The sequence below is a fragment of the Mycobacterium sp. IDUB_21 genome, assembly GCF_055419425.1.
This window is the reverse complement of sequence record NZ_JBVAXQ010000002.1, coordinates 1-20,364: the sequence shown is the minus strand read 5'-3', so window position 1 is coordinate 20,364 and position 20,364 is coordinate 1. Positions and strand designations below refer to the sequence as shown.

15 protein-coding genes and 1 rRNA gene are annotated in these 20,364 nt (G+C 67.1%); 7 read left to right on the top strand and 9 right to left on the bottom strand.

Going from position 1 to position 20,364, the window contains the following annotated elements:
* Positions 1 to 13: 13 nt before the first annotated feature.
* Entirely contained in the window at positions 14 to 1,462 is a 1,449-nt protein-coding gene (locus ACZYY4_RS03050) for a neutral zinc metallopeptidase (RefSeq protein WP_463807986.1), read from the top strand.
* Between the two features lie 25 nt (positions 1,463 to 1,487).
* Here the strand turns inward: ACZYY4_RS03050 and glgP are convergent, their stop codons facing one another.
* Complete coding sequence (glgP, locus tag ACZYY4_RS03045) at positions 1,488 to 4,076, bottom strand: alpha-glucan family phosphorylase (protein WP_463807985.1); 2,589 nt, start codon at positions 4,074 to 4,076, stop codon at positions 1,488 to 1,490.
* Between the two features lie 148 nt (positions 4,077 to 4,224).
* On the opposite strand from glgP, the gene ACZYY4_RS03040 reads away from it, so the two are divergent.
* A complete protein-coding gene (locus tag ACZYY4_RS03040; RefSeq protein ID WP_463807984.1) occupies positions 4,225 to 6,270 on the top strand; it encodes a maltotransferase domain-containing protein in 2,046 nt (681 codons plus the stop codon).
* Positions 6,267 to 8,483, top strand: coding sequence for a 1,4-alpha-glucan branching protein GlgB (gene glgB / locus ACZYY4_RS03035; protein WP_463807983.1), 2,217 nt, complete (start codon positions 6,267 to 6,269; stop codon positions 8,481 to 8,483). The genes ACZYY4_RS03040 and glgB overlap by 4 nt, the downstream gene beginning before the upstream one ends.
* On the opposite strand, the gene ACZYY4_RS03030 is transcribed toward glgB, so the two are convergent.
* Together ACZYY4_RS03030 and ACZYY4_RS03025 are read right to left on the bottom strand one after the other, a co-directional pair.
* Positions 8,480 to 9,379: a tetratricopeptide repeat protein gene (locus ACZYY4_RS03030; RefSeq protein ID WP_463807982.1), complete on the bottom strand. Its 900-nt coding sequence runs from the start codon at positions 9,377 to 9,379 to the stop codon at positions 8,480 to 8,482. The genes glgB and ACZYY4_RS03030 overlap by 4 nt on opposite strands.
* Positions 9,380 to 9,523: 144 nt before the next feature.
* Entirely contained in the window at positions 9,524 to 10,717 is a 1,194-nt protein-coding gene (locus ACZYY4_RS03025) for an acetyl-CoA C-acetyltransferase (RefSeq protein ID WP_463807980.1), read from the bottom strand.
* Between the two features lie 82 nt (positions 10,718 to 10,799).
* On the opposite strand from ACZYY4_RS03025, the gene mce reads away from it, so the two are divergent.
* A complete protein-coding gene (gene mce, locus ACZYY4_RS03020; RefSeq protein WP_463807979.1) occupies positions 10,800 to 11,291 on the top strand; it encodes a methylmalonyl-CoA epimerase in 492 nt (163 codons plus the stop codon).
* Positions 11,292 to 11,318: 27 nt separating this feature from the next.
* Here mce and ACZYY4_RS03015 read toward each other — a convergent pair whose 3' ends face one another.
* Genes ACZYY4_RS03015 through nucS form a run of 3 tightly spaced genes read right to left on the bottom strand, consistent with a single transcriptional unit; the run spans position 11,319 to position 13,564 of the window.
* A complete protein-coding gene (locus ACZYY4_RS03015; protein WP_463807978.1) occupies positions 11,319 to 11,723 on the bottom strand; it encodes a hypothetical protein in 405 nt (134 codons plus the stop codon).
* A 17-nt stretch (positions 11,724 to 11,740) separates the two neighbouring features.
* Positions 11,741 to 12,847 (bottom strand): NADH:flavin oxidoreductase, encoded by a 1,107-nt coding sequence (locus tag ACZYY4_RS03010; protein ID WP_463807977.1) that lies wholly within the window; start codon positions 12,845 to 12,847, stop codon positions 11,741 to 11,743.
* Between the two features lie 45 nt (positions 12,848 to 12,892).
* On the bottom strand, positions 12,893 to 13,564 hold the full coding sequence (gene nucS, locus ACZYY4_RS03005) for an endonuclease NucS (RefSeq protein ID WP_463807976.1): 672 nt from the start codon (positions 13,562 to 13,564) through the stop codon (positions 12,893 to 12,895).
* Positions 13,565 to 13,610: 46 nt separating this feature from the next.
* Between nucS and ACZYY4_RS03000 the strand changes: the two genes are divergently transcribed.
* Positions 13,611 to 15,215, top strand: coding sequence for an adenylate/guanylate cyclase domain-containing protein (locus ACZYY4_RS03000; RefSeq protein ID WP_463807975.1), 1,605 nt, complete (start codon positions 13,611 to 13,613; stop codon positions 15,213 to 15,215).
* 6 nt (positions 15,216 to 15,221) lie between these two features.
* Here ACZYY4_RS03000 and glsA read toward each other — a convergent pair whose 3' ends face one another.
* Positions 15,222 to 16,496: a glutaminase A gene (glsA, locus tag ACZYY4_RS02995; RefSeq protein WP_463807974.1), complete on the bottom strand. Its 1,275-nt coding sequence runs from the start codon at positions 16,494 to 16,496 to the stop codon at positions 15,222 to 15,224.
* A 95-nt stretch (positions 16,497 to 16,591) separates the two neighbouring features.
* Between glsA and ACZYY4_RS02990 the strand changes: the two genes are divergently transcribed.
* Together ACZYY4_RS02990 and ACZYY4_RS02985 are read left to right on the top strand one after the other, a co-directional pair.
* On the top strand, positions 16,592 to 18,097 hold the full coding sequence (locus ACZYY4_RS02990) for an AlkA N-terminal domain-containing protein (RefSeq protein ID WP_463807973.1): 1,506 nt from the start codon (positions 16,592 to 16,594) through the stop codon (positions 18,095 to 18,097).
* Positions 18,094 to 18,585 (top strand): methylated-DNA--[protein]-cysteine S-methyltransferase, encoded by a 492-nt coding sequence (locus ACZYY4_RS02985; RefSeq protein WP_463807972.1) that lies wholly within the window; start codon positions 18,094 to 18,096, stop codon positions 18,583 to 18,585. The genes ACZYY4_RS02990 and ACZYY4_RS02985 overlap by 4 nt, the downstream gene beginning before the upstream one ends.
* Before the next feature lie 103 nt (positions 18,586 to 18,688).
* On the opposite strand, the gene ACZYY4_RS02980 is transcribed toward ACZYY4_RS02985, so the two are convergent.
* Entirely contained in the window at positions 18,689 to 19,858 is a 1,170-nt protein-coding gene (locus ACZYY4_RS02980) for a PE-PPE domain-containing protein (RefSeq protein WP_463807971.1), read from the bottom strand.
* Between the two features lie 230 nt (positions 19,859 to 20,088).
* A 5S ribosomal RNA gene (gene rrf, locus ACZYY4_RS02975) occupies positions 20,089 to 20,201 on the bottom strand.
* Between the last annotated feature and the right edge of the window lie 163 nt (positions 20,202 to 20,364).

The window sequence follows — 20,364 nt, the reverse complement described above, 5'->3', positions numbered from 1 at the left end:
ATCGTGTTACCCCATGCGACCTGCTGGCCGAAGGCACCGTGTTTATGCCGCCGCCTGCACGCTGGTGCTGCTGTTGAGCGGTTGTGCCCGGATGCTGGACGGTCATGCGGTGTCGATCTTCGCCGACCCGTTCCGGGTGGGCGGCCTGCAGGCGGTCGACGGGCCCACCGGGCTGCGGCCCGACGCCCCGCCACCGAGCCGGGAGGTGGAGGGCACCGACGGCGGGCGGATCGACCAGATCGCCGCCCAGTCGGTCAGCGACCTCGAGGCGTTCTGGACGACCAGCTATCCCAACACCTTCGACGGCGACTTCGAGCCGGTGAAATCACTGCTGTCCTGGGATCCCGGGCAACTGCGCGGAACATTCTGCAAGAGTAGGACTTTCCTGCTGATCAACGCCGCCTACTGCTATCTGGACGACACCATCGGGTGGGATCGCCGGCTGCTGTTGCCGGCATTGCGCAGCGCCTACGGCGACATGGCGATCACCATGGTGCTCGCCCACGAGTACGGCCACGCGATCGCCCGGGCGGCCGGCATCACCAAACGGCGCCAGACGCCGACGCTGGTGGCCGAACAGCAGGCCGACTGTCTGGCGGGGGTCTACCTGCGCTGGGTGGCCCACGGCGACTCGCCGCGCTTCAGCCTCAGTACCGGTGACGGGTTGAACGGTGTGTTGGCCGCGATGCTGGCGCTGCGCGATCCGCTGCTGAATCCAGGCGAGACCGTCGGCGACAACGAGCACGGTTCGGCGTTCGAACGGATCTCGGCGTTCCAGTTCGGGTTCACCGACGGCGCCGGATCATGCAAGGCCATCGACGCCAAGGAGATCGAGCAGCGGCGCGGCGACCTCCCGGTGCAGTTGCAACAGAACGAGACCGGCGAGGTGCCGGTCAGCGAGGATTCGGTGCGGGTCATCGTCGACGCGATGAACATCGCGTTCACCCCGGCCCGGCCGCCGCAACTCACGTTCGACGCCGCCACCGGGTCGTCGTGCGCCGATGCCCGACCCAGCCCGCCCGCCTCGTTCTGCCCCGCGACCAACACCATCGCCGTCGACCTGCCGGCCCTGCAGACCATGGGCACCCCCAGCAAGGACCAGAAGTTGGCGACGCTGTCCGGTGACAACACCGCCTATTCGGTGCTGGTGTCGCGGTACCTGCAGGCGGTGCAGATCGAGCACGGCGGGCTGGTGCTCGACAACGCCGCCGCCTCACTGCGCACCGCGTGCCTGACCGGGGTTGCCACCACCAGGCTCTCCCAGGGGGTCACCACATCCAATGGCAGCATCATCACGTTGACCGCCGGCGACCTGGACGAAGCCGTCGCCGGGCTGCTCACCAACGGTCTGGCCGCCGGCGACGTCAACGGAGAATCGGTGCCGGCCGGCTTCTCCCGCATCGACGCCTATCGCACCGGGGTGCTCGGCGACTTCGACCGATGCCTCCAGCGCTTCCCCTGAACAGTCCCGTTTCTGCGCGAGAACCTCACCCCGCCAGGGTGACCAGTCCCAGCTCGGCATCGCCGGACAGCAACGGATGGCTCGGTAGCACCCGCACGGTGTAGCCCACCGTGCCGGCAACCGGTAACGGGGTGGTTGTCGAGAACACTTCGGTTCCATCGGCACCGGTGCGCTCATGCGTCATCACCACGGTGGACGGATCCAGCAGGCTGTCACCGGAGTTCAGCCGGCCCAGCACCGCCTGCACCGTCACCTCGTCGGGCGCCAGACCGGCCAACCGGACCGTGGCGGTCAGCGTCAACTCCGCACCCAGCAGCGGGGTGTCGGGCAGGCCGGTGCTGTCGACGTCGGTGATCTCGATCTGCGGCCAGGCGCGCTCCACCCGGTTGCGGTAGTCGGCCAGCCCTCGTGCCGCGCCGTAGGGCACACCGTCGACCGGTTCCCGGGTACGCCGCAGCAGCTGCGCCGCCGGGGCGTAACACTGCTCGACGTAATCGCGCACCATCCGCGATGCCAGTACCTTCGGCCCCAGCGTCTCCAGTGTGTGGTGCACCATCTCTATCCAGCGCGGCGGCACCCCGCCGCCGTCGCGCTCGTAGAACTTCGGCACCACCGACTGCGCCAGCAGGTCATACAGCGCCGCAGCCTCCAGGTCGTCGCGGCGGTTCTCATCGATCACCCCATCGGCGGTCGGTATCGCCCAGCCGTTCTCCCCGTCGAACCACTCGTCCCACCAGCCGTCGCGGATGGACAGGTTCAGCCCGCCGTTGAGCGCGCTTTTCATCCCCGATGTGCCACACGCCTCCAGCGGGCGCAACGGATTGTTCAGCCACACATCGCATCCGGCGTAGAGCCGCCGCGCCATCGACATGTCGTAGTCGGGCAGGAACGCGATGCGATGACGTACCTCCGGGCGGTCTGCGAATCGCACCACCTGCTGGATCAGCGCCTTACCACCGTCGTCGGCCGGATGCGACTTGCCGGCGACGATCAACTGGACGGGCCGCTGTTCGTCGAGCAGCAATTGCTCCAGCCGCTCCTGGTCTCGCAGCATCAACGTCAACCGCTTATAGGTCGGCACCCGGCGGGCGAAACCGATGGTCAGCACGTCGGGGTCGAACGCCGTTGCAATCCAACCCAACTCGGCCTCTGAAGAACCACGGTCCAGCCCGGACTGCAGCAGCCGCAACCGGACCTCGTCGACGAGCAGCGACCGCAGCTGCGAGCGGATCGCCCACAGCGCAACGGGATCGACCTGCTGGAGGCGATGCCAGGCCGCGGGCTCGCTGAACGAATCCGCCGTGGCCAGGTCGCGGCCCAGCTGCAACCACGGCCCCGCGGCCCAGCTGGGTGCGTGCACACCGTTGGTGATCGAACCGATCGGCACCTCGTCACTGTCGAAGCCGGGCCACAAACCGTTGAACATGGCCCGGCTGACCCTGCCATGTAGTCGCGAGACCCCGTTGGCCCGCTGGGCCAGCCGCAGACCCATGTGGGCCATGTTGAATGTGTCCGGGTCCTCTTCGGCGCCCAGCTCCAGGATCCGCTCGACGGGCACCCCGGGGGCCAGCGCGCCGCCGTCGAAGTAGCGGCGCACCATGTCGATTCCGAAGCGGTCGATGCCGGCCGGAACCGGGGTGTGGGTGGTGAACACCGTGGCCGATCGCACCACCGCCAGGGCGGTGTCGAAATCGAGGTCTTGCTCGGCGATCAGCTCACGGATGCGTTCGATCCCGAGGAAGCCGGCGTGGCCCTCGTTCATGTGGAACACCTCAGGGGCGGGCATCCCGTTGAGCTCGGTGAACGCCCGGATCGCCCGCACCCCGCCGATCCCGGCCAGAATTTCCTGACGGATCCGGTGCTCCTGGTCGCCGCCGTACAACCGGTCGGTGACCCCGCGCAGCTGGTGCTCGTTCTCACCGATGTCGGAGTCCAACAGCAGCAGCGGCACCCGTCCGACCTGTGCGACCCAGATTCGCGCCCGCAACCGGCCGACGCCCGGCAGCGCCACCTCGATCAGCACCGGGGTGCCGGCCGGGTCTGTCGGGTCGGCCAGCAGACGCAACGGCAGTCCCTGCGGGTCCAGCGACGGATAGGTCTCCCGTTGCCAGCCGTCGGCGGTCAGCGATTGACGGAAATATCCCGACCGGTAGTAGAGCCCGACCGCGATCAACGGCACGCCCAGGTCCGACGCCGACTTCAGGTGGTCCCCGGCCAGGATCCCCAGCCCTCCGGAGTAGTTGGGCAGGGCCTCAGCGACGCCGAACTCCATCGAGAAGTACGCGACGGCGGACGGTAGCGCCGCACCGCCATCCTGCTGGTGCTGGTACCACCTGGGCTGGGTCAGATACTCGGCGAGATCTGCCGACAGGGCGTCGAGCCGGCCGGTGAACGCCTCGTCGGCGGCCAATTCGTCAAGCCGGGTCGGGCTCACCGCACCCAGCAGCGCCACCGGATCCCGCCCGCATCCGGCCCACAGCTCAGGATCGATGGCGGCGAACAGCTCCTGTGTCGGCTGCTCCCACGACCAGCGCAGGTTCATCGACAGTTGCTGCAGTGCTCGCAGCCGGTCGGGAAGGTGCGCGCGAACGGTGAACCGGCGGAGTGCTTTCACACGTCACCACCTTACCGGCGGAGGCGAAGCGAAGCTGGGACCGCCGAATAGACCTGACGATTCGGTTGCGAACCTGCCGCTTCGTGCCGGTCGGTATCGACAGCCCATTACCGTGGGCCAAGACAGCCCCATGACGAACGGAGTGTGAGTGCCTGGCCGTGTCGAGGTCGACGACGTCCAACCGGTCATCTCGTGCGGCCGCTACCCGGCCAAGGCCGTGGTCGGCGAGACGGTACCGGTCAAGGCCACGGTGTGGCGAGAAGGCCATGACGCGGTCGCCGCGACCCTGGTGGTGCGCTACCTCGGATGCCGCTATCCGCATCCCGGGGAACCGCCGGCCGAGCCATCGGCTGACCAACCCTCGCCGCTGCACACCCCCATGCAGACCGGGTTCGACGCCTACGTGTTCCACGGCAGCTTCACCCCCGACACCGTCGGGCTGTGGAGCTTCCGCGTCGAGGGCTGGGGCGACCCGCTGCAGAGCTGGAGAAGCGCCGTCACCGCCAAACTCGACGCCGGCCAGAGCGAGTCGGAGCTGTCGAACGACCTGTTGATCGGCGCGGAGTTGTTCGACCGCGCCGCAGCGGGGATTCCGCCCCCCCAGCGCCGGCCCCTACAGGCGGCGGCCGCCGCGCTGCGCGCCGCCGGCGATCCGGTGCCCCGGGCCGCCCCGGCACTCTCGACCGAGGTCGACGAACTGCTGGCCCGCCATCCGCTGCGGGAACTGGTCACCCACGGCGCGGACCACCAGGTGTGGGTGGATCGGCCGCTGGCGCGTCGCGGCGCCTGGTACGAGATGTTCCCGCGCTCGACCGGTGGCTGGGACGCCGACGGCCGCCCGGTGCACGGAACGTTCGCCACCGCGGCGGCGGCGCTCCCGCGGATCGCCGCGATGGGTTTCGACGTGGTGTATCTGCCGCCGGTCCATCCCATCGGCCGGGTGCACCGCAAGGGTCGTAACAACTCCGCGACAGCGGAGCCCGGTGACGTCGGCTCGCCCTGGGCCATCGGCAGCGCCGAAGGCGGCCACGACGCGGTCCACCCGGGACTCGGCACCATCGACGACTTCGACGACTTCGTGGCGGCGGCCCGTCTGCTGGAGCTGGAGGTCGCGCTGGACCTGGCGTTGCAATGCGCGCCGGATCACCCCTGGGCGGATCAGCATCGAGAATGGTTCACCGAGCTGCCCGACGGCACCATCGCCTATGCCGAGAACCCACCGAAGAAGTATCAGGACATCTACCCGCTGAACTTCGACAATGATCCGGCCGGGTTGTACGCCGAGGTGTTGCGGGTGGTCCGATTCTGGATGGACCACGGGGTGAAGGTCTTTCGCGTCGACAATCCCCACACCAAACCGCCGGACTTCTGGATCTGGCTGATCGCCGCCGTCAAGAACATCGACCCCGACGTACTCTTCCTGTCCGAAGCGTTCACCCCGCCGGCGCGTCAGTACGGACTGGCCAAACTTGGATTCACCCAGTCCTATACGTACTTCACCTGGCGGACAACGAAATCCGAGCTCACCGAGTTCGGGCAGCAGATCACCGAACTCGCCGACTACCGCCGGCCGAATCTCTTCGTCAACACCCCCGACATCCTGCATGCCAGCCTGCAGTCAGGCGGTCCGGGTATGTTCGCCATCCGCGCGGTGCTGGCGGCGACGCTGGGCCCGACGTGGGGTGTGTACTCCGGCTTCGAATTGTTCGAAGACCGCGCGCTGCATGAGGGCAGCGAGGAGTACCTCGACTCGGAGAAGTACGAACTGCGTCCTCGCGATTTCGCCGCCGCCGTCGCCGAGGGCAGGTCCCTGGAGCCGTTCATCGCCCGACTCAACGAGATCCGCCGGCTGCATCCGGCGTTGAGTCAGCTTCGCACCGTGCACTTCCACTCGATCGACAACGATGCGTTGCTGGCGTACAGCAAGTTCGATCCGGAGACCGGTGACACCGTGCTGGTGGTGGTCAACCTGAACCCGTTCACTCCCGAGCACGCGACGCTGCGACTGGACATGTGGGCGCTGGGAATGGAGGACTACCAACGGTTCTGGGTGCGTGACCAGATCAGCGGCGAGGACTTTCACTGGGGGCAGGAGAATTGGGTGCGCCTCGACCCGGCACGGGCGGTCGCCCACATCGTCAACATGCCCCCGATCAACGCGCAGGCCCGCACCGAATTGCTGCGGCGCAGATGAGCGCGTTGACCCGACACCTGGCACCCGCACCGGCGGACCTGACGCGGCTACTCGCTGGGGAGCATCACGATCCGCACGCGATCCTGGGTGCCCACGAGTACGGCGAGGTCACGGTAATCCGGACACTGCGGCCACGCGCACGCCGCGTCGTGGCACTGGCCGGTGCCGACCGGTTCGTCATGCGAAATCTCGGCTCGGGGCTGTTCGCGGTCGCGTTGCCGTTGACCGGCCTGACCGATTACCGACTCGAGGTGCACTACCCCGACACGGCGAGATTCGCCCAGCCGACGGGAATTCTCACGGTCGCCGACGGGTATCGCTTCGCGCCGACGCTGGGCGAGATCGACCGACACCTGTTCGCCGAGGGCCGCCACGAACGCCTCTGGGAAGTGATGGGCGCCCATCACCGCACGTTTGCCACGACCGACGGCGATGTGTCCGGCGTGTCGTTCGCGGTGTGGGCGCCCAATGCCACCGGGGTCGGCCTGATCGGTGACTTCAACGGCTGGGACAGCAACGACGCACCGCTGCGGGCGTTGGGCTCCTCCGGGGTCTGGGAACTGTTCTGGCCCGACTTTCCCGCCGATGGTCTGTACAAGTTTCGCATCCACGGCGCCGACGGCTCCGTCAGCGACCGAGCCGACCCGTTCGCCTTCGCCACCGAGGTGCCGCCGCGAACCGCGTCGCGGGTGACCCAGAGCGAGTACAGCTGGGATGACGCGGCCTGGATGGCGCAGCGCTCCCGGCGGAACCCGGTGGCCGAGCCGATGAGCACCTACGAGGTGCACCTGGGCTCGTGGCGGCCCGGCCTCAGCTATCGCCAACTCGCATCAGCGTTGACGGAATACGTTGTGCAGCACGGCTTCACCCACGTCGAGCTGCTGCCGGTCGCCGAGCACCCGTTCGGCGGGTCGTGGGGCTACCAGGTGACGTCGTACTACGCTCCGACGGCACGCTTCGGCACACCCGACGATTTCCGGGCGTTGGTAGATGCGCTGCACCGGGCCGGCGTCGGGGTGATCGTGGACTGGGTGCCGGCGCATTTCCCCAAAGACGACTGGGCGCTCGGCCGCTTCGACGGCACCCCCCTCTACGAGCACTCCGATCCGCGACGTGGCGAGCAACTCGACTGGGGCACTTACGTCTTCGACTTCGGCCGGCCGGAGGTGCGCAACTTCCTGGTGTCCAACGCCCTGTACTGGCTGACCGAGTTCCACGTCGACGGGCTGCGGGTGGACGCGGTGGCATCGATGCTCTACTTGGATTATTCGCGGCCCGACGGCGGATGGACCCCCAACATCCATGGCGGCCGGGAGAACCTGGAGGCGGTGCAGTTCCTGCAGGAGTTGAACGCGACCGCGCACCGGGTCACGCCGGGCATCGTGACCATCGCCGAGGAATCCACCTCCTGGCCGGGCGTCACCCGCGACACCGCCCTTGGCGGTCTGGGCTTTTCGATGAAGTGGAACATGGGCTGGATGCACGACACCCTGGCCTATCTGGGTCAAGACCCGGTGCATCGCAGCTATCACCACCACAACATGACGTTTTCGATGCTGTACGCCTACAGCGAGAACTATGTGCTGCCGGTCAGCCACGACGAAGTGGTGCACGGCAAGGGCACGCTGTGGACACGCATGCCCGGTGACGACTACCGCAAGGCCGCGGGCCTGCGCACCCTACTGGCCTACCAGTGGGCGCATCCCGGCAAGCAACTGCTGTTCATGGGTCAGGAATTCGGCCAACGCGGCGAATGGTGCAACGAGCGCGGCGTCGACTGGTTTCAGCTCGACCCCCAAGTCGAGCCCGACGGCTACTCTGCCGGCATCCTGCGCCTGGTCGGCGACATCAACGCCCGCTACCTTGCACTGCCCGCCTTGTGGAGTCGGGATGCCGACCCGCAGGGCTACTCCTGGATCGACGCCAACGACTCCGCCAACAACGTGTTGAGCTTTCTGCGCTACGGCGCCGACGGTTCGATACTGGCCTGCGTCTTCAACTTCGCCGGCGTCGAACACGCCGACTACCATCTGGGCCTACCCCGCGCCGGGCGGTGGCGTGAGGTGCTCAACACCGATGCGATCACCTACCGCGGGTCCGGGGCGGGCAACCTGGGCGGGGTCGAAGCCACCGACGAACCGTGGCACGGCCGGCCGGCCTCGGCGGTGCTGGTGCTACCGGCCCTGTCCGCGCTGTGGCTGGAGCCGTCTTAAAACAGCGCGTTGGCCAGGTTGCGCCGACCGGCGACCACTTCCGGATCTGCCGGGTCGAACAGCTCGAACAGCTCCACCAGCCGACTGCGCACCGTGCTGCGCTCATCACCGGAGGTCCGTCGCACCAGTGCGATCAGCCGGTCGAACGCCGCGGTGACGTCCTGGTTGAGAATCTGCACATCGGCCGCGGCGAAGGCGGCTTCAACGTCGTCCGGGGCGGCGTCGGCCAGCGCCGGCGCATCGGGACCCCGGCCGGTCGCCCGCTCCAGGAAGGTGAGCTGGCGCAGCGCCGCCCTGGCTTCAACGTGATTCGGGTCGGTTTCCAACAACGACTGGTAGGAGTCGCGGGCCGCGTCGAAGTCACCGGCGTCGAGTTGGTCACGGGCTTGGGCCAGCACCGGGTCCACCTGCTCCGGTTGCTCGGAGTCGCCGCCGCCGGAGAGCTTGCCCGCGGTGGCCGACAGCAGCGAATCCACCCAGCGGCGCAGCTGGTCGGGCGGCTGCCCGCCCTGAAAGCTGGTGACCGGTTGGCCGCCGGCCAGCGCCACCACGGTGGGCACCGCTTCCACCCCGAACACCTGCGCCACCCGCGGCGCCACATCGACGTTGACAGTCGCCAGCGACCACTTGCCTGAATCACTGGTGGCCAGTGCGGCGAGCGTGTCGGCCAGCTGGATGCAGGCTTCGCTGCGCGGCGACCACAGCAGCACCACCACCGGCACCTGGTTGGACCGGACCAGCACCTCGTCTTCGAAATTGGCCTCGGTGATCTCGGTGGCACCCGGCGGGGCGGAACTGTCACCGCCGATGCTGCCGGTCTGGGCCGGCTGCTTGAGACCGGATAAATCCACGGCTCCGGCCAATGCCGGGCCTATCGGGGGTCGCGGACGCGTCACGCCGTCAAGTCTGTCACGCCGCCACGGCGCCGGCGCCGACGGCTGATTTGATGCCGACAAGACCCGCTATGACCAAAATCACACCCCGAGTTCGGTGCCGCGAAACCGGCGGCTCCAGCAACCTACGCAACCGTAGGGAGACGGTTATCCGGCTCGCAGAATCAACGCGGAACCCTGGCCGCCGGCACCGCACAAGGCGGCCACCGCGTAGCCCGAACCGCGCTGCTTGAGCTCGAGGGCGGCGTGCAGCGTGATGCGCGCCCCGGACATCCCGATCGGGTGCCCGACGGCGATCGCCCCGCCGTGCACGTTGACGACGTCCGGGTTCACCCCGAGTTCGCGGGTCGAGGCCAGCGACACCGCCGCGAACGCCTCGTTGATCTCCACCACGTCGAGTTGGTCGACCGAGATGCCCTCGCGGGCGATGGCCTTCTTGATGGCGTTGGCCGGCTGCGATTGCAGGGTCGAGTCGGGCCCGGCGACGTTGCCGTGCGCGCCGATCTCGCACAGCCAGTCCAGTCCCAGTTCCTGCGCCTTGGCCTTGCTCATCACCACCACGGCGGCCGCACCGTCGGAGATCTGCGACGACGAGCCTGCGGTGATGGTGCCGTCCTTGCGGAACGCCGGCTTGAGCCCGCCCAGCGATTCGGCGGTGGTGTTGGCCCGGATGCCCTCGTCCTCGGTGAACTCCAGCGGGTCCCCTTTGCGCTGCGGGATCTTCACCGGCACCACCTCGTCAGCGAACACACCGTCCTTCCACGCCGAGGCGGCCTTGCGGTGCGATTCGGCCGCGAACACGTCCTGCTCGGCGCGGGTGAACTTGTCGGCGTCGTTGCGCTGCTCGGTGAGCGCACCCATCGGCTGGTCGGTGAACACGTCGTGCAGGCCGTCGTAGGCGAGGTGGTCGCGCACCGTCACATCGCCGTACTTGTAGCCCGATCGGCTGTCGGTCAGCAGGTGCGGCGCCTTGGTCATGGACTCCTGGCCGCCGGCCACCACCACGTCGAACTCGCCGGCCCGAATCAGCTGGTCAGCCAGCGCAATGGCGTCGATCCCGGACAGACACATCTTGTTGATGGTCAACGCCGGAACGTCCCAGCCGATCCCTGCGCCCACCGCTGCCTGCCGTGCCGGCATCTGGCCCGCGCCCGCGGTCAGCACCTGGCCCATGATCACGTACTCCACCAGCGACGCCGGGGCTTCGATGTTCGGGAAGGCCTTCTCCAACGCCCCGGCAATGGCGATCGCACCCAGGTCGCTACCCGAGAAATCCTTCAGCGAACCCATCAGCTTGCCGATCGGGGTCCGAGCCCCAGCAACGATCACCGATGTCGTCATGACTACCTCCTGGGCGGGTGTGAGTGGCCGATCTAGGTGGATCGGCGCAGCGCGATGTTTCCGCTCAGGTTACCGTTACGTTATGACCACCGAATCCGTCGCTGGCCCGTTCGAGGTCCGGCCCGCTCTGGCTTCCGCTCTGGTGACGGCGATCGACCATGTCGGCATCGCGGTCCCGGATCTGGAAGCGGCCAAGAAGTGGTACCACGACCAACTCGGCATGATCGTGTTGCACGAAGAGGTCAACGAGGAACAGGGCATCGTGGAAGCGATGCTGGCTGTCCGCGGCGCCCCGGTCGGCAGTGCCCAGATTCAGCTGATGGCCCCGATCGACGAGTCGTCGACGATCGCGAAGTTCCTGGACAAGCGCGGCCCCGGCCTGCAGCAGCTCGCCTATCGGACCAGTGACATCGACGCGCTCTCCGAGCGGCTGCTCGAGCAGGGCGTGCGACTGCTCTACGAAGCGCCCCGGCGCGGCACCTCGAACTCGCGGATCAACTTCATCCACCCCAAGGACGCCGGCGGCGTGCTGATCGAGCTGGTCGAACCGGCCCCGAAAACGCAAGCGCACTGAGGCCGTCGGGGCGCCCTGAGGTCGCGATCAAGACCACTTGCGGGTCGGGCTTCGGTTGTGCCGATTAGCCCAGCACGGCGTGTGCCAATGCCGCCGATCGTCGCCTTCGCCGGAGTCTTTCGGCGGTCCCAGCTTCGCCTCTCCTCCGTCGAGCCACGCTGAACCGCCGGATTGATGCGCCGGTCCCAGCTTCGCCTCTCCTCCGTCGAGCCACGCTGAACCGCCGGAGTCGGCACGCCACACCACCACATGGGCGATACCGGCGCGAATCTCCTGATCACATCCGGGACAACGGTAAACCTTGACGGCCCGTGAGCCGGCGATCGCCGCCACGACGTATTCGTACCCGTCGGTCCCGGTTTCGACCCGCTGCGAGAGCGGCAGCGGCCGTAACGGCTGCTGCCGGCGCGAGGGGCTGCGGCGACGAGCCATGCCGGCCAGCCTAATCGTCATGCCAGCGCGGCCAGCGCAACCTCTGCGTCGTAACCGCCGAACCCGTCCAGCTCGCCCCGGCGCAGACGATTCACCCAGGTCGGGTCGGCCAGCAGTGCGCGTCCGATCGCCACGACATCGAACTCCCCGGATTCGAACTGCTCGACCAGGCGGTCGACGGGTGCGGCCTGGATCACCTCACCCCGCTTTTCGCTGCGGAACTGCGTTTCCAGCCCGACCGAACCCACCGCGATGACCGGTGCCCCGCTGACCTTCTTGGTCCACCCGGCCAGGCTCAGATCCGGGTCGTGGTCGGGGAACGCCGGCACGTAGTGCCTGCGCGTTGAGGGGTGCAGCACATCGACGCCGGCTTCGACCAGGGGCGTCAGCAGTTCCTGCAGCTGGGTCGGGTCGTCGGCGATCGAGGCGGTGTAGTCGAGGCCCTTCCACTGCGAGAAGCGGAAAATGATCGGATAGTCCGCTCCCACTGCGGCACGTACCGCGGTGACCACTTCAGCGGGGAAGCGGGTCCGCGCGGCCAGCGATCCGCCATAGCCGTCGGTGCGCCGATTTGTCCGTTCCCACAAGAACTCGTCCAGCAGGTAGCCGTGGGCGCCGTGGATCTCGACCGCATCGAAGCCGATGTCTCGCGCGGTGGCGGCACTGTGCGCGTACAGCTCCGCGGTCACCGGGAGTTCCTCGGTATGCAGCGCCCGACCCCGCGGGTTGCCGCGTCCGTCGATACCCGACGGGCCGACCGGAACCACGCCATCGGCATCATCGCGCTGCACACCCTGGTGCCACAGCTGGGCGGCGATCGTCGCGCCCTCGGCGTGCACCGCGTCGACAACCCGCTTCCACCCCGCGAGCACTTCGCCGCCCGCGATGGTCGGCACGGTGAACGGATAACCTGCGGCCGGGTCGGGCAGCCGGATACCTTCGGTGATGATCAGGCCGACACCGCCGGCGGCGCGCCGTCGGTAGTACTCGGCCACGTCGGTGCCCGGGATCCCTTCGGGCGACGCCTGACGGGTCATCGGCGCCATCGCGAAGCGATTCGGCACGGTCAGCGAGCGGACCGTCAGCGGCTGGAAGAGACCCTGGAGGACATCCTTGACTGCCATGGACCGCTCCAACGCACTGCCGTTGCCGTCTATTCCGCTCAGCACTCAGAACAAGCGGTACTCGTCGCTGTTCATACCACGCATCGCGTCGTAATCCAGTGTCAGACAACGAATGCCACGATCGGTCGCCAGCGTTCGGGCCTGCGGTTTGATCTGCTGAGCGGCGAACACGCCGCTCACCGGCGCGAGCAGGGTGTCACGGTTGAGCAGTTCCAGGTAGCGGGTGAGCTGTTCCACACCGTCGATCTCGCCGCGTCGCTTGATCTCCACGGCGACCGACCGTCCCTGCTCGTCACGGCAGAGCAGGTCCACCGGGCCGATCGCGGTCATGTACTCCCGGCGCACCAGCGAGTACCCCTCACCGAGCAACTCGACATGCTCGGCAAGCAGCACCTGCAACTGAGCCTCCACGCCGTCTTTCACCAGGCCCGGGTCGATACCGAGTTCGTGGCTGGAGTCGTGCTCGATCTCCTCGATGGTGATCCGCAACTGGTCGCCTGTCTTGTTCGCCACCACCCACACCGGGAACTCGCCGCCGGCTTCCTCGGCGAGCCGGCACGGCGGACTCATCCAGTTCAGCGGCTTATAGGCACGGTCATCGGCATGCACACTGACCGACCCGTCGGCCTTCAGTAGCAGCAGTCTCCGGGCCGACGGCAGGTGCGCGGTGAGCCGGCCGACGTAGTCGACGGTGCATCGGGCGATCACGAGTCGCATCCGAACCACCTTAGAGCCAGCGTCGAGCAATTATTCTTACGCCACGATGAAGCCGTCAAAGACGACCGCGCAACGACTGGGCCGAATTCTCGAGCTGCTGACCCGCCAGAGCGGCCGGCTGCCCGAAACCCCTGAATACGGCTCGTGGTTGCTCGGCCGGGTTTCAGAAAGCCAGTACCTGCGGCGGATTCGCATCCAGTTCATCATGACCGTCGTCATCGTGGGCACGAACCTGCTCGGCGTCAGCGTGGTGGTGGTGCTTGTGACGGTGGCCTTTCCGAATCCCAGTGTGTTCTCCGACGCCCCAGGTTGGCTGACGTTCGGCGTCGTTCCCGCCTACGTGGTGATCGCGCTCATCCTGGGGACCTACTGGGTCACCCGGCGCACCATCAAGAAGTTGCGCTGGGCGATCGTCGAGCGCCAGCCGACGCGGGTTGATGAGCGCAACGCCTTCCTGGCGCCGTGGCGGGTGGCGCAGGGCGTGCTCGCGTTCTGGGTTGTGGCAGTGGTGTTGTTCACACTGCTGTACGGCTTGGCCGACAGCTACTTCATTCCGATCATCGCGTTCACCATGGGCGTCTGCGGTATCCAGGTGGCCACCGGCTGCTATCTGTGCACCGAATTCGCGCTGCGGCCGGTGGCCGCCCAGGCACTGGCCGCCGGTCCGCCGCCGCGCCGTATCCTCTCGGGCATCATGGGCCGAACCATGCTGGTCTGGCTGCTCACCTCCGGGGTTCCGGTTCTGGGCATCGCCCTGACGGCGATGTTCGCCCTGGTGCTGAAGAACCTGACCATGACCCAGTTCGGCATCGCCGTGCTGATCGTGGCGCTTGCCACCGCGATCTTCGGATTCCTGCTGATGTTGATCCTGTCCTGGCTCACCGCGACGCCGGTGCGGGTGGTGCGTGCAGCGCTCAAGCGCGTCGAGCAAGGCAACCTGGACGGTGATCTGGTGGTGTTCGACGGCACCGAACTCGGTGAGCTGCAGAGCGGCTTCAACGCGATGGTGCACGGGCTGCGGGAGCGCGAACGGGTGCGCGACTTGTTCGGTCGTCACGTCGGGCGCGAGGTCGCCGCCGCGGCCGAACGCGACCGGATCCAACTCGGCGGTGAAGAACGCCATGTCGCAGTCCTTTTCGTCGATATCGTCGGCTCGACGCAGATAGTCACCAACCAGCCCGCAACCGAAGTCGTCGCTTTGCTCAACCGGTTCTTCGCGGTGGTCGTCGATGAGGTCGATCGCCATCGGGGGCTGATCAACAAATTCGAGGGCGATGCGACGCTGGCGATCTTCGGCGCCCCGAACCACCTCGACCAGCCCGAAGATGAAGCGCTGGCCGCCGCCCGCGGCATCCTGTACCGGCTGGCCGATGAGGTACCGGAGATCCGAGCCGGCATCGGCGTGGCGGCCGGTCAGGTCGTCGCCGGAAATGTCGGCGCCAAAGAACGTTTCGAGTACACCGTGATCGGCGAACCGGTCAACGAGGCGGCCCGATTATGTGAGCTGGCCAAGTCGCGGGAGCTTCAGCTGTTGACCACGGCGCAGACGGTGCTCGCCGCCGGGATCAGCGAACAAGCCCACTGGGTCCTCGGCGATTCGATGGTGCTGCGCGGCTACGACCAGCCCACCGTGCTGGCCGGCCCGCTGTAGCCGGCGCTAGCCCGCCCACTTCTCCGTCGCTGCCAAAGCATCCTCGACGGTGGCGAACACCAACGCGTCGTAGGCCGCCGGGTCTGGCGTCACCGCGCCACCAGGATCGACGAGGACGCCCTGCTTGCCCAGACTTTGCAGAGCGTCGGCCAGTCCGGCGAGCAAGGCGCGCGCCGGATCGCTGATGGTGTGCAGCCGCGACACGTCGAGGATCGCGGTGTCGAATTCGCCGCAGTCTCGGGTGGCGGTCCGGGCCACCTGTTCGGCGCCCGCGAAGAGCAGATCGCCGTGCACCTCATAGACCCGAACGCCGGGGCGGGGCATGTACACCCCGCGAATGGCCGCGTGGGCTTCGCTGCTCACGGTCAGAAAGTGCAGGCCGAGCTGCTGGGAAAGGCTGCGGCACACCAGCACCCCGCGCACACTGTTGCCCTTGGCGTCGATCCGTGGCGAATAGACACCGATGCCGAGTTGGCCGGGCAGCACCGCGACGATGCCACCACCCACGCCGCTCTTGGCCGGCATCCCGACCGCGCTGACCCACTCGCCGGCGGCGTCGTACATACCGCAGGTCACCATGACCGACAGCGTGCGCCGTACCACCGCCGCGTCTGTCACCTGCCGCCCGGTCAGCGGGTTGTAACCGCCGCGCGCGAGCGTCGCCGCCATCCGGGCCAGATCGGTGCTGGTGACCTTCAGCGAGCACTGCCGGATGTAGACGTCGAGAGCGTCATCGGGGTCAGCACCGAGAGCGCCGAAACTGTCCAGCAGATAGGCGATTCCACGATTGCGACTGCCGCTGGCCTTCTCCGATCGGTAAACCTCGTCATCGAAGTCCAGGCTGCGTCCCGCGCAGGCACTGAAGAACTCACGGATAAGGTCGAATCGATCGTCGGCTGTCTTGCCCGGGATCAATGAGCACGCCACAATCGCGCCGGCGTTGATCATCGGGTTCTTCGGGACCTGGGTGACCTGGTCGACGCTGATCCTGTTGAACCCCTCACCAGAGGGTTCCACCCCGACCCTTGCGTCGACGTCCGCGGGCCCCAACTGATCGAGTGCCAGCGCGTAGGTGAACGGTTTGGAGATCGACTGCATGGTGAATTCCACGCCCGCGTCGCCGGATTCGTAGACATAACCGTCCGACGAGGACAGCGAGAGACCGAATCCCGTCGGATCGACCCGCGACAACTCGGGAATGTAGCTCGCCAGGGCGCCCACGTTCACGTCGGCATGCTCGGTGAGTATCCCGTCCAAGTACCGCTGTACCAGTGCTGCCACGCCCAGATGGTAGCGCCCGACGGGCGGCGCCGGCCCGGCACTATCGTGTCGCATTTCCGCTAGTGTCCTCAGCCGGCGCGTGCCATGGTTAGAACGTGCACGACGACTTCGACCGCTGCTACCGTGCCGTGCAGTCCAGCGACGCACGCTTCGACGGCTGGTTCTACACCGCCGTGCTGACTACCCGGATCTACTGCCGGCCCAGTTGCCCGGTGCGACCGCCCCTCGCGCGGAACGTCCGGTTCTACCCCACCGCCGCCGCCGCTCAGCGGGCCGGCTTCCGGGCCTGCAAACGTTGCCGACCGGACGCCGCACCGGGATCGCCGGAATGGAATATCCGCGGAGACGTCGTCGGCCGAGCGATGCGCTTGATCGCAGACGGTACGGTCGATCGCGAGGGGGTGACCGGCCTGGCCGGCCACCTCGGCTACTCCGCCCGTCAGTTGCAGCGCCTGCTACAGGACGAGGTCGGCGCCGGCCCGCTGGCGCTGGCCCGCGCCCAGCGGGCGCAGACAGCCAGGGTCTTGATCGAGACCACAGATCTGCCGTTGGGCGACATCGCGTTCGCGGCCGGGTTCGCCAGCATCCGGCAGTTCAACGACACCATCCGTGCCGTGTGCGCCACCACCCCGACAGCGTTGCGGCACCAAGCGGCGACCCGGTCGAAGACCCAGTCCGACCAGCCCGCCCCCGGCCCAGGAGGTCTCTCACTACGCCTGCCGGTACGCACCCCGTTCGCGTTCGAGGGGGTCTTCGGACATCTGGCGGCGTGCGCGGTTCCCGGCTGCGAGGAGGTGCGCGACGGCGCGTACCGACGCACCCTGCGCCTGCCGCACGGCAACGGCATCGTCAGCTTGACGCCGGCCCCCGATCACGTCCGATGCGGACTGGTGCTCGACGATTTCCGGGACCTGACCGCCGCGATCACCCGCTGTCGGCGACTGCTGGACCTCGACGCCGATCCGGAAGCCGTCGTCGAAGTCCTCACGGCCGACCCAGAATTGGCGCCAGTCGTGGCCAAGGCTCCGGGGCAGCGCATTCCGCGCACCGTCGACGAAGCCGAACTCGCGGTACGGGTGGTGTTGAGTCAACAGGTGTCGATCAAAGCGGCCCGCACCCACGCGCACCGACTGCTGCTTGCGCACGGCGAGCAGATCGGCGATCCGGACGGCGGGTTGACCCACGTTTTCCCGTCGGTGGAGCGTCTCGCCCACATCGATCCCGAGCGGCTTGCCCTTCCCCAAGCACGCCGGCGAACGTTACTCACCCTGGTGGCAGGCCTGGCCGACGGCACCATCGGCCTGGGGGCAGGCTGCGATTGGGACCAGGCCCGGCATCAACTCATGGAGCTGCCCGGGATCGGGGCCTGGACCGCGGAGGTCATCGCCATGCGCGGCTTGGGCGACCCTGATGCGTTCCCGGTAACCGACCTGGGGGTGCAGGTGGCCGCCCGCCGGCTGGGCTTACCTGACAACGCGCGGACGCTGAGTCAGCGTGCCGCCCGCTGGCGGCCGTGGCGGGCCTACGCCACCCAGCATTTGTGGACCGCGCTCGATCACGCCGTGAACGACTGGCCCTCGACTTCCAAGGAGATCGCATGACCTGCTATCGCACCATCGACAGCCCGATCGGACCGCTCACCTTGGCCGGCGAGGACGGCAAACTCAGCCATCTGCTGATGCTCGATCACTCCCACGCCCCCTCCCAAACCGGCTGGCGGCGCGACGACACCGCGTTTCCCGACGTCGTCGAGCAACTCGCGGCCTATTTCACCGGGGACCTCACCGAATTCGACCTGAGTTATCAGATGACCGGCACCGACTTTCAGCGTCGCGTGTGGACCGCCTTGCTGACGATCCCCTACGGCCAGACCCGCTCGTACGGGCAACTGGCCAGCCAGATCGGGGCACCGAAAGCATCTCGCGCCGTCGGGCTGGCCAACGGTCGCAACCCGATCTCGATCATCGTCCCGTGCCACCGTGTGATCGGCGGCAACGGCAGCCTGACCGGTTACGGCGGCGGCATCGACCGCAAGCGGGCACTGCTCGATCTGGAGCGACAGCGCAGCCACGCCACGCTGTTCGATTGAAGGTCGAGTACGGTCAGCCCTCGGTCGGAGCAATGACGAACTCGACGCCATTGGCATCTCGACACGAAACCGCGCCGGGCCAAATCGCTAGCGGCAGCCCGGATTAACCCAATAGGTCGACCGGGTCGGGCATGGGGTACCCGGTTTGGTCGGTGAATGCCGCCAGGAAGTTGGACAAACCCGTGAGCGCTTCGTCCAGCGACGGGTGCGGCGAGTCAAGGTAGCCGGCGAGGTATCCCTCGTTGATGATTCCAGCCAACGACGGCTGGTCCTCGAGGGAGTAGAACGTGTAGGTGTCCGGGTCGAACAAGCTGTTGACGGCATTGGTGATCCCCTGTTGCACACCGTTGCCCAGCGCGGTGAGGAAGTCACCGAAATCGATGTTGGTCGGGAAGAATCCGGCTGCAGCCGGCACATCAACGTCCCCAGGCGGCCAGCCGTAGTCGAGGTTGCCGTAGCCCAGGTTCACCAGGATCCGGGTGACGGGCTCCAGAAGCTCGTAGAGCGGTTGCCCGAAAATAGGGACCAGCTGTAGCGGTGCCAACAGCGGCAGGATCTCCGAAGGGAGCATGTGGAAGGTGGTCAGCGAGTCCGGGTCCGAGGTCGGCAGCTCGATGGCGTTCGCGAGCTGCTCGGGCGTCGCACTCAGATACACCGAATGTCCGTAGATGAAGCCCAGTGCGGAGTTGAGGTCCGCCAGCGGGTTGAAGTACGTCGGCTTGAAGGCGACCGGATCGTATTCGTAGCTGTAGACGTCGGTGTGATACAGGTCGGTGGGGACGTCGCTGGCGCCCGTCGGACCGATCAGCACAAACCGCACGAGATCGTTGGACACGTCATTCTCTTGAAGCCAATCCATCAATCTGACGGACATCCCAGCGCTCTGCGAGTAACCGAACACGACGATTGGGTTGTCGGCGGCGACGTCGCCGGTGTTGAGCCGCTCAGCGATCGCGTTCTCGAGAGTCTGCAGGCCAACAGCACTCGAGGTGGCACTGACGTTCTCCGGCGTCCACAGGGAAACCAGGTCACCGGTGAAGCCATGCGGCTTCAGGAACAAATCATCGACGGCGTCAAGGTAGGTCTGAGGCGGGTCCGGGATACCAGTACCACCCATGATCAACGCGACCCCGTCGCCGAGCGACGTACCGTTGCCCGTGAGTGAGACCGCCGCCGCCTGGGCACCGGCCACCGGCGACGTCATCGGTGCCCCAGCGAGGACGCTGGCAGCAGCGAGGCTGGCGACAACCGGAAGGCAATGGTAGGTACGCACCCGATATCCTCCTGTTAAATTCCTTAACTGAGGCTTAACGATATAGTCCCGGGGCGAATCGGGCAACAGCAACCGGCCTCGGGAATGCTCGGCGGTGCTCCGGCCCCCAAAACGTCGCGACTAATCCGGTTGCACCAGACGTACCATCCTCATGGGCAAATTGCCGTGGGCGGACACGTGAAAATGCCTGTGGCCCCCGATTTCTCGGGGGCCACAGGGCTTTATGTTGTGTTCGGCGGTGTCCTACTTTTCCACCCGTGTGGGCAGTATCATCGGCGCTGACAGGCTTAGCTTCCGGGTTCGGGATGGGACCGGGCGTTTCCCTGTCGCTATTTCCGCCGTAACTCTATTTTTTTGTTTGGTGCGGGTGGCCGGCCCACCGGGGTGGGTTGGCCTTGTGTTTCCCTGCCACCGGGTGTGTTTGGTGGCGGGGTGTGGTATGTGGTGTGGTTGCGGGCAACACAGTGTTGTGTGTGTGTTGGTAAGTTTTCGGCCGGTTAGTGCCA

Coding starts and splice junctions, on each gene's coding strand:
- ACZYY4_RS03015 (WP_463807978.1), bottom strand. CDS start 11,723: ATGGCTCGTCGCCGCAGCCCCTCGCGCCGGCAGCAGCCGTTACGGCCG.
- nucS (WP_463807976.1), bottom strand. CDS start 13,564: ATGCGACTCGTGATCGCCCGATGCACCGTCGACTACGTCGGCCGGCTC.
- ACZYY4_RS03000 (WP_463807975.1), top strand. CDS start 13,611: ATGAAGCCGTCAAAGACGACCGCGCAACGACTGGGCCGAATTCTCGAG.
- glgB (WP_463807983.1), top strand. CDS start 6,267: ATGAGCGCGTTGACCCGACACCTGGCACCCGCACCGGCGGACCTGACG.
- ACZYY4_RS02985 (WP_463807972.1), top strand. CDS start 18,094: ATGACCTGCTATCGCACCATCGACAGCCCGATCGGACCGCTCACCTTG.
- ACZYY4_RS03010 (WP_463807977.1), bottom strand. CDS start 12,847: ATGGCAGTCAAGGATGTCCTCCAGGGTCTCTTCCAGCCGCTGACGGTC.
- mce (WP_463807979.1), top strand. CDS start 10,800: ATGACCACCGAATCCGTCGCTGGCCCGTTCGAGGTCCGGCCCGCTCTG.
- ACZYY4_RS03050 (WP_463807986.1), top strand. CDS start 14: ATGCGACCTGCTGGCCGAAGGCACCGTGTTTATGCCGCCGCCTGCACG.
- ACZYY4_RS03025 (WP_463807980.1), bottom strand. CDS start 10,717: ATGACGACATCGGTGATCGTTGCTGGGGCTCGGACCCCGATCGGCAAG.